The following is a 13,227-nucleotide window of genomic DNA, read 5'->3' on the forward strand; positions in this document are numbered from 1 at the left end:
CAGCCTACCGGGACCGCGGGCCACCGCACGGACCGGCCGCCCGCCGACGGGCGCTCGGACGGAATACTGGTGGGTCTATGGCCAAGAAGAGCTCAGGGGCACCGACGACGGCCGCGACCGTCGCGCTGCAGCGCGCGGGCATCCGCTTCACCCCGCATTCGTATGCGCACGACCCGGCCGTCACCGATTTCGGTGCGGAGGCCGCGCGTGAGCTCGGCGTCGACGCGGCTCGCGTGTTCAAGACGCTGATGGTGACAACGGATGCCGGCGGGTTCGGCATCGGCGTCGTGCCGGTCGACTCCCTGCTCGATCTCAAGGCGATCGCCGCCGCGCTGGGCGGGAAGAGGGCCGAGCTTGCCGACCCGAGGGCTGCCGAGCGCAAGAGCGGCTACGTGGTGGGCGGCATCTCGCCCATCGGGCAGAAGACCCCGCTGCCGACGGTTCTCGACGCCTCGGCCGAGCGGTTCGAGACGATCCTCGTCTCGGGCGGGCGGCGCGGGTTCGACATCGAGCTGGCACCGGCGGATCTGCTCACGGCGACGGGCGGACGCTACGGCAGAATCCGCCGCTCATGATCGCTGGAGCGCGCTGAGCCGGCCCGCGGCCCTCACGCGGTGATCTTGATCAGCTCGCGCAGGCAGTAGTGCAGCAGCGGCTCGGGGAAGTCCGGCGAGAGCCGGTTGTAGACGACGCGCCCCTCCTTCCGGGTCGCGACCAGCCCCGCGGCGCGCAGCAGCCGCAGCGCGTAGCCTGCGGCGTCTTCGCTGACGTCGAGCGCCAGCGCGAGGTCGCCGACGCAGAGCTCGTCGGTCTCGTCGAGGGCGAAGACGATGCGCAGCCGCAGCGGGTCCGCCATGACCGACAGCAGCCCCGCGAGTCGCGCGGTCTCGTCCGCGCTCGGCACCGCCGTGCGCGCCTGGGCGACGGCCCGGGCGTCGATCGGGTGCTCGTGCTCGAGCGTCATGACTGTGCGAGGAACGCCGCGGGCTTCAGCTCGAATGCGGTGCGGCAGCCCGGCGAGCAGAAGTAGTAGGTCTCGCCTTCGTATTCGATGCTCGCAGCCGCGGTCTCGGGGCTCACCGCCATGCCGCAGACGGGGTCGCGGTGGCTGCCGTTCGGGTCGTGGTGCATTCCGTGCTCGTGGTCCATGGGGTGATTCCCTTCCTCGGGCGCTGCCCGGTCGTCGAAGCGCCGCGCGCAGCGGTCGGAGCAGAAGTAGTAAGTCTCGCCGTCGCGCTCGCGCTGCGCCGGGGCGTTCGCGATCTCGACCTGCATGCCGCAGACCGGGTCCTTCGCGTACTTCCCCTCGGCGGCCGCGGCACGGCGGTGCGTGCGGTACAGCCAGTACATGACGGCGAACAGCACGAGGGCTGCGAGGTTGAGCCAGGTCGTGTGGTTCCATGCGAAGCCGTGCGCACCCATGGCGCGGATCGGCTCGGGCTCGGGGATGCCGACCCATCGGAACAGGTACTCGACGGCGAGCCCCGCCGCGCTCATGGTCGCCCAAAACAGCACGAGGATGCGCACAGTCACCCGCAGCCCGAAGTAGCCGCGGTAGATCGCGAGCAGCGGCAGCGCGATCAGGTCGGCGAAGACGAAGGCGACGACGCCGCCGAAGCTCGCTCCCCCGTGCCAGAGCGTCGCGGCGAGCGGCACGTTGCCCACCGAGCAGACGAAGCTGATGATCGCGAGGAACGGCCCCACGATGACGTTCTCGAGGCTCGACCAGAAGCCGTGGCCCGTGAGGAACAGCGACTGCCACACGGCGGTCGGCACCAGCACGGTGATGAAACCGGCGACGAGGAATCCGATCACCAGCTCTTTGCGGATCATCGTGAGGTCGCTGATCATGTAGCCGGCCGCGTCGGACCAGCCCGCGCGTGTGCGCAGGCGCTCGCGCAGCGGCGTCTCATCGCTCGGCCCCTCGGAGTGATGGTGCTCGTGGCCGCCGGCCGCCCGGCGCGCGCCGCCCTCTGACTGCGCGAGGTGCCGACGCGCCTCGTCGGCGATCGCGCCCCCGAGCACACGCGGCCCGATCACCCCGATCAGCGCGATCATGATCGCTCCCCCGACGAACTCGGCGAGGGCGAACTGCCACCCGAGCAGCAGCCAGAGCACGAGGCCGAGCTCGACGACGAGGTTGGTGCTCGCGATCATGAACACGAGCGAGGTGGTGAAGTCGGCGCCCCGGCGGAACAGGGTCTTGGCGAGTGCGCTCGCCGCGTAGGAGCAGGACGAGCTCACCATGCCCCAGAAGGTCGACTTCGCGATCGTCGCCGGCCGGTGCTCGCCGAGCATACGCTGCATGCGCCCCCGCGACACGAAGGCCTGCACGGCGCCCGACAGCGCAAAGCCGAGGAACAGCGCCCAGAGGGTCTGCCAGAACATCGACACCGCGTCGAGCAGCCCGTCGCCCAGAATCCGGAGAATTGTCATCGCATCCACGATATCTGTAAATCTGTGCGGATATCCAGATATTCCGACTCCGCCGAAGAATTCGCGCACACACGAAGGGGCCGGGGATTCCTCCCCGGCCCCTCACGCGCAACGGGCGGCTACCCGGCGATGGGCGCGCCGAGCTCGGCGGTCTCCTGCTCGGCATGCGCCGAGGTCTCCTCGGCGATGGTGAGGATGCCCTGGGTGTCGACCGAGGTGTTGACCGCCCAGTAGTAGATGATCAGGCTGAACGCGGCGGTGACCGCCATGTCCCAGCCGAACGGCAGCCAGTCGGGCCCGGCGATGGTGCCGTTCGCGTCCTGGTTCCAGTCCGACAGGAAGACGATCAGGCCGAGACCGATCAGGTACGGGAAGAGCCACTGGGCGGCCTTCCAATTGAAGTGCACCGGCGTCGGGTTCAGCTTGAACACCCGGGTCACCACGATGATCGCGAGGCCGATGAGGATGCAGATTCCGAGCTTGTAGTCGGTGAGCCAGCCGGTCCACAGGATGATCCAGTTGGCGACGATGAACGCGATCGGCGACAGGATCGCACCGCCGGGCAGCCGGAACGGCCGGTCGGCGTTCGGGATGCGCTTGCGGAACGCGCCGAACGCGAGGGGCGCGCCGGCGTACATCAGCACCGAGGCGCTCGTGATGAGGCTCACGAGCGACTGCCAGCTGGGGAACGGCAGGAAGCAGACGCAGCCGAACACCCAGGCCACGATCAGGCCGAACCACGGCACGCCGCGGCGCGTCGTCGACTCGAGCAGCTTCGGGAAGTAGCCGTTCTTCGACAGGCCGTACGAGACGCGGCTCGTCGCGGTGAAGTAGATGAGGCCGGTGCCACCGGGCGAGATGACGGCGTCGACGTAGAGCACGACGGCGAGCCAGCCGACGCCGACGGCGGTCGCGAGCAGCGCGAACGGGCCCGACGCGTACTGCGCGGCGGTCTTGGCCCAGGTGCCGAGCAGGTGGTCGCCCGGGATCGCCGCGATGAAGACGACCTGCAGGGCCAGGTAGATCACGAGGCCGATGAGCACCGAGCCGATGACGGCGCGCGGGATGTCGCGCTTGGGGTTCGAGGACTCACCCGCGAGCTGGTCGGCCTGCTCGAAGCCGAGGAGGGCGAAGACGATGCCCGCCGTCGGCAGTGCGGACAGCACGCCCTTGAGGCCGGTCGGGGCGAAGCTCTCGCCCGCACCGAAGTTGCTGCCGTGGAAGTTGATGATCGCGAGCACGAAGATCGCGAGCACCGGCACGCCGATCTTCCACCACGTCGCGGCGCTGTTCGTGTTCGCGAGCGCGCGGATCGAGAAGAAGTTGATGGCGGTGAACACCGCCATGATGACGACGGCCGCGATGATGCCGCTCGGCGTCAGGATCTCGGTCGTCGGATTCTGGAAGTGGGCGCCGAAGCTCCAGTGCTCCGTGCGCGCCAGCGACTGCCAGTAGCCGAGCATCGCCATCACCTCGATCGGCGCGACGGTGACCGCCTGCAGCCACGAGAACCAGCCGAACGCGCCGCCGGCGATACCGCCGAAGGCGAGGTGCGGGAAGCGCGCCGTACCGCCGGCGATCGGGTACATGCCACCGAGCTCGGCGTGCACGAGGGCGAGGATCAGAATCGCGATGGCACCGATGATCCAGGACCAGATGACGGCAGGGCCGGCAGCCGCGAGGCCCTTCTGCGCGCCGTACAGCCAGCCGGAGCCGATGATCGAGCCGGCCGAAGCCCACATCAAGCCGATGAAGCCGATCTGCCTCTTCAGCCCGGTGTCGGGAAGCGCGATCTTCTGCGATTGCGTTGTGGTCATGAAAGGTCTCTCCTCATCATGGGAGCCGGACGACCCCCGGAGTGGTCACCCGAAACCTTTACAGATCAACGACTCACGGTCAATTCACGGCGTGCGGACTTGGCTGATCCATAAGTAGGTGTTACAAGCGCGCAATGCTCAGTCGACGTCGCTGGAGCGCTGCCAGATGTTGACGCCCGCGTCGACGGCATGCTCGTCGATCGCGGCGAGCTCATCGGCCGTGAAGTCGAGCTTCGTGAGCGCCGCGAGGTTGTCCTCGAGCTGGGCCACGCTCGAGGCGCCCACCAGCGCCGACGTGACCCGCTGGTCGCGCAGCACCCAGGCGATGGCCAGCTGGGCGAGGCTCTGCCCGCGCGACTCGGCGATCGCGTTCAGGGCGCGCACCCGCTCAAGGACCTCGTCGGTGAGGAATCCCTCGCGCCACGACGGCGCCTTGGTGGCGCGCGAGCCCTCGGGAACGCCGTTCAGGTACTTGCTTGTGAGCAGGCCCTGGGCCAGCGGGCTGAACGCGATCACGCCGAGGCCCAGCTCGCCGACGGCGTCGAGCAGGCTCTCGCCCTCTGCCCCGTCGCCCGGGCCCTCGACCCACCGGTTGAACATCGAATAGCTCGGCTGGTGGATGAGGGCGGGCGTGCCGAGCTCGCGCAGAATCCCGACGGCCTCGCGCGTGCGAGCCGGCGAATAGCTCGAGATGCCCGCATAGAGCGCCTTGCCGCTGCGCACCGCCTGATCGAGCGCGCCCATGGTCTCTTCGAGCGGCGTGTCCGGGTCGGCGCGGTGCGAATAGAAGATGTCGACGTAGTCGAGGCCCATGCGCGTGAGCGACGCATCGAGGCTCGACAGCAGGTACTTCCGGCTGCCCCACTCGCCGTAGGGGCCGTCGAACATCTTGTAGCCGGCCTTGGTCGAGATGATCAGCTCATCGCGGTACGGCCGGAAGTCCTCTGCCATGAGGCGCCCGAAGTTCTTCTCGGCGCTGCCCGCGGGCGGCCCGTAGTTGTTCGCCAGGTCGAAGTGCGTGACGCCGAGGTCGAAGGCCCGGCGCAGAATGGCGCGCTGCGTGTCGAGCGGCGTCGTGTCACCGAAGTTCTGCCACAGGCCGAGCGAGACGGCGGGCAGCTTCAGGCCGCTGCGGCCCGTGCGGCGGTAGGGAATCGAGTCGTAACGGTCTTCTGCTGCGAGGTACGGCACGGTCTCAGCCTTGCACGCCCGCGTCGCGCGGCAGGCCCAGCGCGCGGGCGAGCTGCGTGTAGCCGCCGGGCACGTCGTCATCGGATGCCTGCACCAGCTGCACCGCGACGTGGTCGGCGCCCGCGCGCAGATGCGCCGACAGGCGCGCCTCGATCGCGGCGTCGTCGCCGTAGACCACGAGATCGTCGATGAGGCGGTCGCTGCCGGGGCTCTCGACGTCGTCGTCGCTGTACCCGAGCCGTTTCAGGTTGTTGACGTAGTTGCGCAGGCCGAGGTACGGCCGGTCGACGCTCGGGCGGCCGAGCTCGCGCGCCTGCTCGGCATCCTCTCGCAGCACGACGCGCTGCTCGGTGGCGAGCAGCTTGCCCGCGCCGAGGATCGCGCGGGCGCCCTCGTTGAACGACGGCGTCACGAGGTAGGGGTGCGCGCCCGCCGAGCGGTCGCGGGCGAGCTCGAGCATGCGCGGCCCGAGAGCGGCGAGCACGCGGCGCTCGAGCGGCACCCCGCCCTCATCGAGCGCGTCGAGGTACGCGACCATGGCGCCGTAGGGCTTGAGCGCCTGCTCGCCCTGCCCCTCGGGGTGGCCCGCGCCGATGCCGACGATCAGCCTGCCGGGGTGCGCGGCCTCGATGCGCCGATACGACTCGGCGAGCTCGCGGGCGTCGTCCGTCCAGATGTTGACGATCCCCGTCGCGACCGCGATGGTGCTCGTGTTGGCGATGACCGCCTCGACGAGCCGCAGGTCGGCGGGCTGGCCCCCGAGCCAGACCGCGCCGAAGCCGAGCGTCTCGAGGTGGTAGGCGAGCTCGGGTGTCGGGTTGGCGCGGCCCCCGATCCACACTCCGAAGCGGCCGACGTCAGGCGTGCGCGATTCGCTCATATCTCCCTCGTTCCCCGGCTCGGCCGGTCGACTCACAGCCCGAAGTACGGGCGGATTCCTGCGGCGGCCTCGAGGAACGCGTCCACGTCGTCGGCCGTGTTGTACAGATACACGCTCGCCCGCACGCTCGCGGTCAGCCCGAGGCGGCGATGCAGCGGCTGCGCGCAATGGTGCCCGACGCGCACCGCGATGCCGCGCGCGTCGAGGAACTGCCCGGCGTCGTGCGCGTGCACCCCGGCGACGTCGAAGGCGACGAGCCCCGCCCTCTCCTCCCCCGCGGCCGGCCCGATCAGGCGCAGGCCGGGGATCTCGGAGAGCCCTTCGTAGAGCCGCGCGGCGAGGGCGTGCTCGTGCTCGAGCACGGCCGGCACGCCGGCATCCGCGAGATACCCGACGGCGGCGCCCAGCGCGATCGCCTGCGACACGGGCTGCGTGCCCGCCTCGAAGCGCTGCGGCGCGGGCAGGAACTCGGCGCGCTCCATCGTGACCGTCGTGATCATCGAGCCGCCGGTGCGCGCGGGCGGCAGCGCGTTCAGCAGCTCGCGCTTGCCGTAGAGCACGCCGAGGCCGGTCGGCCCGAGCATCTTGTGGGCGCTGAAGGCGGCGAAATCGACGCCGAGCGCGTTCAGGTCGAGCGGGCGGTGCGGCGCGGACTGGCACGCGTCGAGCACCGTGAGAGCGCCGACGGATGCGGCGAGCTCCACCAGCTCGGGCACGGGGGCCACCATGCCCGTGACGTTCGAGACGTGCGCGAACGCGAGCACGCGCGTCTTCTCGGTGACGACCGCGCGGGCGTCGTCAATGGTCCACAGCCCGTTGTCGTCGACAGGGATGTAGCGCAGCACGGCGCCGGTCTGCGCCGCGAGCTCCTGCCAGGGGATGAGGTTCGCGTGGTGCTCGGCCTCGGTGACGACGATCTCGTCCCCCGGCCGCACGGCGAAGCGGCGGGCGGCCTCGCCGCCTCGGCCGCGGGAGGCGACGCCGATCGCGAGGGCCACCGTGTTCAGGGCATCCGTCGCGTTCGACTGCCACGCGATCTCGTCGGCCCGTGCGCCCACGAAGCGCGCGACCGCCTCGCGCGCGCCCTCGAACTCCTCGGTCGCCTCGGCCGCGAGCGTGTGCGCGCCGCGGTGCACCGCGGCGTTGCGCTTCTCGAGGTATTCGAGCTCGGCGTCGAGCACGACCTGCGGCCGTTGCGCTGTCGCGGCCGAATCGAGGTAGACGAGCGGATGCCCGTTGACGTTCTGGTCGAGCAGGGGGAAGTCCGCACGCAACTCAGCGAGCGGCGCGGTCAGGGATGCCGGAGTTGCCACCCCTCAACGCTATGCCGCGGTGTCGGTTTCTGTCTGATCGTTACGGGCGCCCGCCGCGGGCTGCTCGAGCGCCGGGCGCCCGAAGCTGAACGGGAACTCGCGGCGCACCACGAACCCGAGGCGCTCGTAGACGCGCTTGGCGGGCTCGTTGTCGGCGCGCACGTGCAGGAAGGCGCGCTGCCCCTCGGCGCGGATGCCCGAGGCCACGGCGCGCACGACCCGGGCGGCGTAGCCGCGGCCGCGGTAGTCGTCGTCGGTGCACACGGCGCTGATCTCGACCCAGCCGTTCGGGTTCATGCGGCGGCCGGCCATGGCGACGAGCTTCGACCCGCCATCGGTCGCGACGCGGACCCCCACGTAGCCGCCGAGCTCGATCGTGCGCGGCGCGAACGGCCCGGGCTGGGTGCGCTCGACGAGGTCGACCATCTCGGGAACATCGGCGTCGCTCAGGGTCACCAGGCCGTCGCCGTCGCGCGCGTCGGGCACGAAGCCCTCGTCGACCATCTGCAGGCCGAGGCCGCCGTCGCCCTCCCACCCGTCCGGCAGCGTGCGCCCGGGCAGGCTGATGGATTCCTCGGGCCCGAGCAGCTCGCCGAGGGCCGCCCAGTCGTCGGCCGTCGCATCGTCGGGCGTCGCGCCCCAGACCGAGACCGCGGGGTCATAGCGCAGCGCCCGGCCGGCGCCGCGCGCGTGCCGGGAATGAGCCCCGATCAGGGAGTACCAGGCGGGGTTGTCGAGCTGAGAGGTGTCATGCGGGGCCACCGATTCAGCCTAAAGCGGCGCGCACGGCGCGGCGCCCGCCGCACTCTTTGTTACGGCGGGCGCCGCGCGCCTCGGGCGCGCTACGGCAGCGTGTAGCCCGCGGCCGTGAACAGGCGATACCACTCGACGCGCGTGAGCGCGAGATCGCTGCCCGCCGCGGCCTCGCGCACGCGCTCGGGCTTCGTGGTGCCGAGCACGACCTGGAAGTCCGCGGGGTGCCGGGTGATCCAGGCCACCGCGATCGCGGTCGGGGTGACGTCGTACTTCGCGGCGAGCTCGTCGATGGCGTCGTTCAGCTCGGGGTAGGTCTCGCGGTCGCCGAGGAACACGCCGTTGAAGAACTGCTTCTGGAACGGCGACCAGGCCTGCAGGGTGATGTCGTGCAGGCGTGCGTAGTCGAGGATGCCGTTGTCGCGGTCGACCGACTGGTCGAGCGCCGCCATGTTCGCGGCGACCCCCGCGGCGATCAGCGGCGCGTGCGTGATCGACAGCTGCACCTGGTTGAAGGCGAGCGGCTGGCGCACGTACTTCTTGAGCAGCTCGATCTGGCCCGGCGTGTGGTTGGAGACGCCGAAGTTGCGCACCTTCCCGGATGCCTCGAGCTGATCGAACGCGGCGGCGACCTCTTCGGGCTCGACCAGGGCATCGGGCCGGTGCAGCAGCAGGACGTCGAGGTAGTCGGTGCGCAGCGCCGCGAGTGAGGCATCCACCGACTCGACGATGTGCTCCTTCGAGAAGTCGAACGCGCCCGGCACGATGCCCGTCTTCGTCTGGATCTTGACCTGCTCGCGTTCGCTTCCCGTGAAGCGCACCGCGTCGCCGAAGCGCTGCTCGCACTGGTGGCGCGAGCTGCCGTAGACGTCGGCGTGGTCGAAGAAGTCGATGCCCTCGTCGCGGGCGGTGCCGACCAGGGTGCGGATCGCCTCGTCGTCGAGGTCGGTGATCCGCATCAGGCCGAGGATCAGGTTGGAAGCGGTCAGATCGGTCTGCGGCAGTGCAAGTGTCTTCACCCTGCCATTCTTATCGAATCGGTTCGATCCGCCCTAGCCGTTGCGCACGCCGACGAGCGACAGCGGTTCGCTGACGGTCTCGAGCGACTTCCGCTCGGCGTCCGTGCCGAAGATGATCGCGATCACCCCGCCCAGGATCATGATGACCGCCCCGATGATGTAGCCGATGGTCAGCGGGCCGCGCTGCGAGCCGTCGCCGATGAGCGCGCCGTAGAGCGCCGGCGCGATCGAGCCGAAGATCTGGGCGAGCGAGAAGAAGTACGAGATCGCCTGGGCCCGCAGTTCGAGGGGGAACGTCTCGCTCACGGTGAGGTACGCGCTGGATGCCCCCGCCGAGGCGAAGAAGAACGCGACGCACCAGAAGATCGTCTGCGTCGTGGCGGTGAGGGCGCCCGCGTGGAAGAAGAACGCCGAGACCAGCAGCACGAGACCCGAGAGCCCGTAGGTCGCGAAGATCATCTTGCGCCGGCCGATCGTGTCGAACAGGTGGCCGAGCACGAGCGGGCCGATGAGGTTGCCGGCGGCGAACGGGAACAGGAAGTACGGCGTGTGGTCGCGCGGGATGTCGTAGAAGTTCTGCAGCACGAGCGCGTAGGTGAAGAAGATCGCGTTGTAGAGGAACGACTGCGTGATCATCATCGCGGCGGCCGTGAGGGTGCGTTTGGGGTACTTCCGGAACAGCACGCCCACGATCGTCCGGAACGGCACGTACTCGATCGGCTTCAACTCGATGGCCGCGGAGTCGTCGACCCGTTCGAGGCGCCCACCCGTCGACTCGACGCGCTGCTCGATCTCGTCGATGGTCCGCTCGGCCTGCTCGGCGCGGCCGTGCGTGATGAGCCAGCGCGGACTCTCGGGGATGTGCCTGCGCAGATAGATGATGAACAGGCCGAGAACGGGGCCGATCCAGAAGCCGATGCGCCAGCCCCAGTCCTGGCTGATGACATCGGGGTTGAACAGCGGGATGCTCGCGGCGGCGCCGAGCGCCGCGCCGGCCCAGTACGTGCCGTTGATCGCGATGTCGACCCGGCCGCGGTAGTGCGACGGGATCAGCTCGTCGATGGCGGAGTTGATGGCCGCGTACTCTCCGCCGATGCCGGCGCCGGCGATGAACCGGAAGATCAGCAGGAACCACAGCGAGAAGGCGAAGCCGGCGACGCCGGAGCCGATCAGGTAGATCGCGAGCGTCAGAATGAACAGCCGCCGTCGGCCGAGGCGGTCGGACAGCCACCCGAAGTAGAGCGAGCCGACCACCTGGCCGACGAGATAGGTCGTGCCGACAAGGCCGACCTGCGTTGCCGACAGGTGCAGCGTGTCGGCGTAGCCGTTGGCGGCGACGATCTGGATCTCGAGGCCGTCGAGGATCCACGCGACGCCGAGACCGACCACGATGGACCAGTGGAACCGGGTCCACGGCAACCGGTCGAGCCTGGCGGGGATGAGGCTGCGGACGGTGCCGGTGCCTCCTGCTGCTGATTCAGATGCTGACGCCGTCGTCATATCGATGCCCTTCCCGATCACACCCGTAGCTGCACTCGCGACTTGCCAGTTCTCTTCTACACCAGTTCCCGCTCCCAGACACGGTGCGACGGCAGCAGGTCGAGAACTCCGCCGACCACGGCCGCGGTGTCCCCCGTGACGAGGCCGGGCGCGGTCGGCGGGATCGCCACGTCGGCCAGGAGCGCCTGCGCCTCCGTCGCGACTCCGATCGCCTTGTCGTGCCGGAACGCCTCGCGCAGCAGCTCCAGTACGCGCGGGTCCACCGCCGGTGCGAGCACGATCACCGCGTCGAGCTCGACGCTCGTGGCCGTGTGGAAGCTGCGCTGCACGGGGACGCCGCCGATCGTGCCGCCGTGGGGCGCGACGACGAGGGGCGTCACGCCCGCCGCGTGCAGCGTCTCCCGGGCGGATGCCACGGCCGCGGCATCCGTTTCGTCATCGACCACGATCCCGACCTGACGGCCGCTCACCGGCCAGCGGTCGCCCGTGACCATGCGCAGCGCCGGGCTCGGCTCGCTGTCGGGCACCTGCTCGGTGGGCGCGGGCGCCGGCAGCCCGAGCTGCTCAGCGACGAAGCCGCACAGCTCGGCGTCGATATTGGCGAGGCAGCGCAGCTGGCGCTCCGTGATCGCCTGCTCGTAGACCTTGCCGAGCTCGAACGCGTAGGCCTGCTTGACGTGCAGCTGCTCGACGGGCGTCAGCGAGCGATAGAACAGCCGCGCCTGCGAGAAGTGGTCGTCGAAGCTCGCGGGCTGCTCGCGCGTCACGACGTCCTCGGCGAGGTGCTGCGGCACGTCGACGAACGCGCCGTCGTCGTGCGTCGCCCCCCGCTCGGCGCCGCCCGTGACCATCGCCGGGAACGGGCACCCGCCGTCGAGCGAGTTCGGGTGGTACGGCGCGACCCCGGAGTGCACCGCGGTCTGGTGCATCCCGTCGCGCAGCATGTCGTTGATCTCGGCGTGCGGGCGGTTGATGGGCAGCTGGGCGAAGTTGGGGCCGCCGAGGCGCGTGATCTGCGTGTCGAGATACGAGAACAGCCTGCCCTGCAGCAGCGGGTCGCTCGTCACGTCGATGCCCGGAACGAGGTGCCCCGGGTGGAACGCGACCTGCTCGGTCTCGGCGAAGTAGTTGCTCGGGTTCCGGTCGAGCGTCATGGTGCCGACGACCTTCACGGGCGCGAGCTCCTCCGGCACGATCTTCGTCGGGTCGAGCAGGTCGATTCCGTGGAAGAGCTGGTCCTCGGTGTCGGGGAAGACCTGGATTCCGAAGTCCCACTCGGGGAAGGCGCCCGCCTCGATCGCGTCGGCGAGGTCGCGGCGGTGGAAGTCGGGATCCTTGCCGGCGATCAGCTGCGCCTCCTCCCACGTCAAGCCGTGCGTGCCGAGGCGCGGGCGCCAGTGGAACTTGACGAGCGTGGTCACGCCCTCTTCGTTGATGAGGCGGAAGGTGTGGATGCCGAACCCCTGCATCATGCGGTACGAGCGCGGCAGCGCGCGATCGGACATGTTCCACATCGTGTGGTGCTGGGCCTCGGTGTGCAGCGAGACGAAGTCCCAGAAGGTGTCGTGCGCCGACTGCGCCTGCGGGATCTCGCGGTCGGGGTGCGGCTTGCCCGCGTGGATGATGTCGGGGAACTTGATCGCGTCCTGGATGAAGAACACCGGGATGTTGTTGCCGACGAGGTCGTAGACGCCCTCGCTCGTGTAGAACTTCGTCGCGAAGCCGCGGGTGTCGCGCACCGTGTCGGCGGAGCCGCGCGAGCCGAGCACGGTCGAGAACCGCACGAAGGTCTCGGTGACGGCTCCCGGCTTGAGGAACGCGGCGCGCGTGTAGGCGGCCGCCTCGCCGTTGGCGACGAAGGTGCCGTGCGCGGCGGCGCCCCGGGCGTGCACGACGCGCTCGGGAATCCGCTCGTGGTCGAAATGCGTGATCTTCTCGCGCAGATGGTGGTCCTGCAGCAGCACGGGGCCGCGGCGCCCGGCCTTCAGCGAGTGGTCGGTGTCGCGCAGCGGCAGGCCCTGCGCGGTCGTGAGTCGCTCGCCCTGCTGTGCGACGGCGTCGCGCGGGGTCGCGGTGACGGCGCCGGTCGGCGTGTAGGTGTCGGGGCCCGACTGGTCGGGCTTGGGCGGGAGGGGCCCGCGCGGCCGCGTGGGCTCGTCGACGGCGGGCGGTTCGGATGCCGGCGCTCCCGGCACCTGGATGGGATCAGAGTCAGCAGTCATGCGGGGGAAGTTCCCCGCCGCCGTGGCTCGCTAACGCAACACGGCCTGCCTCCGGGCAGGGGCGTCCTCGGAGCCCCACCCGGCTTCGAAGACGTG

Annotated in this window: 11 protein-coding genes; 1 reads left to right on the forward strand and 10 read right to left on the reverse strand. The window is 70.1% G+C overall.

All coding sequences use genetic code 11. From position 1 onward, the window contains the following. The first annotated feature begins 77 nt into the window (after nucleotides 1-77). A complete protein-coding gene (gene ybaK, locus ABD716_RS14955) occupies nucleotides 78-575 on the forward strand; it encodes a Cys-tRNA(Pro) deacylase (protein WP_344778258.1) in 498 nt (165 codons plus the stop codon). A gap of 32 nt (nucleotides 576-607) precedes the next feature. Here ybaK and ABD716_RS14960 read toward each other — a convergent pair whose 3' ends face one another. From ABD716_RS14960 to ABD716_RS15005, 10 genes are all read right to left on the reverse strand, one after another. Next, nucleotides 608-964 (reverse strand): ArsR/SmtB family transcription factor, encoded by a 357-nt coding sequence (locus ABD716_RS14960; RefSeq protein WP_344778261.1) that lies wholly within the window; start codon nucleotides 962-964, stop codon nucleotides 608-610. Beyond that, a complete protein-coding gene (locus tag ABD716_RS14965; protein WP_344778263.1) occupies nucleotides 961-2,436 on the reverse strand; it encodes a permease in 1,476 nt (491 codons plus the stop codon). Before ABD716_RS14965 ends, ABD716_RS14960 begins: the two co-directional genes overlap by 4 nt. Nucleotides 2,437-2,555: 119 nt before the next feature. Beyond that, nucleotides 2,556-4,253 (reverse strand): APC family permease, encoded by a 1,698-nt coding sequence (locus tag ABD716_RS14970; RefSeq protein ID WP_344778265.1) that lies wholly within the window; start codon nucleotides 4,251-4,253, stop codon nucleotides 2,556-2,558. Nucleotides 4,254-4,391: 138 nt separating this feature from the next. Next, on the reverse strand, nucleotides 4,392-5,444 hold the full coding sequence (gene mgrA / locus ABD716_RS14975; RefSeq protein WP_344778267.1) for an L-glyceraldehyde 3-phosphate reductase: 1,053 nt from the start codon (nucleotides 5,442-5,444) through the stop codon (nucleotides 4,392-4,394). A 4-nt stretch (nucleotides 5,445-5,448) separates the two neighbouring features. Beyond that, nucleotides 5,449-6,324: an LLM class F420-dependent oxidoreductase gene (locus ABD716_RS14980; protein WP_344778269.1), complete on the reverse strand. Its 876-nt coding sequence runs from the start codon at nucleotides 6,322-6,324 to the stop codon at nucleotides 5,449-5,451. Nucleotides 6,325-6,356: 32 nt separating this feature from the next. Then, nucleotides 6,357-7,637, reverse strand: a complete 1,281-nt coding sequence (locus ABD716_RS14985; RefSeq protein WP_344778271.1) for a SufS family cysteine desulfurase — start codon at nucleotides 7,635-7,637, stop codon at nucleotides 6,357-6,359. A gap of 9 nt (nucleotides 7,638-7,646) precedes the next feature. Continuing rightward, entirely contained in the window at nucleotides 7,647-8,399 is a 753-nt protein-coding gene (locus ABD716_RS14990; RefSeq protein ID WP_344778273.1) for a GNAT family N-acetyltransferase, read from the reverse strand. Between the two features lie 80 nt (nucleotides 8,400-8,479). After that, nucleotides 8,480-9,409 (reverse strand): aldo/keto reductase, encoded by a 930-nt coding sequence (locus tag ABD716_RS14995; protein WP_344778275.1) that lies wholly within the window; start codon nucleotides 9,407-9,409, stop codon nucleotides 8,480-8,482. A 33-nt stretch (nucleotides 9,410-9,442) separates the two neighbouring features. Next, nucleotides 9,443-10,909 carry an MFS transporter gene (locus ABD716_RS15000; protein ID WP_344778277.1) on the reverse strand — a complete coding sequence of 489 codons (1,467 nt, stop codon included), beginning with the start codon at nucleotides 10,907-10,909 and terminating at the stop codon, nucleotides 9,443-9,445. A 56-nt stretch (nucleotides 10,910-10,965) separates the two neighbouring features. Beyond that, nucleotides 10,966-13,131, reverse strand: coding sequence for a catalase (locus ABD716_RS15005; protein ID WP_344778279.1), 2,166 nt, complete (start codon nucleotides 13,129-13,131; stop codon nucleotides 10,966-10,968). Nucleotides 13,132-13,227: the final 96 nt, after the last annotated feature.

Origin of the sequence: Gryllotalpicola kribbensis, assembly GCF_039538245.1 — a bacterium.
GTDB lineage: Bacteria > Actinomycetota > Actinomycetes > Actinomycetales > Microbacteriaceae > Gryllotalpicola > Gryllotalpicola kribbensis.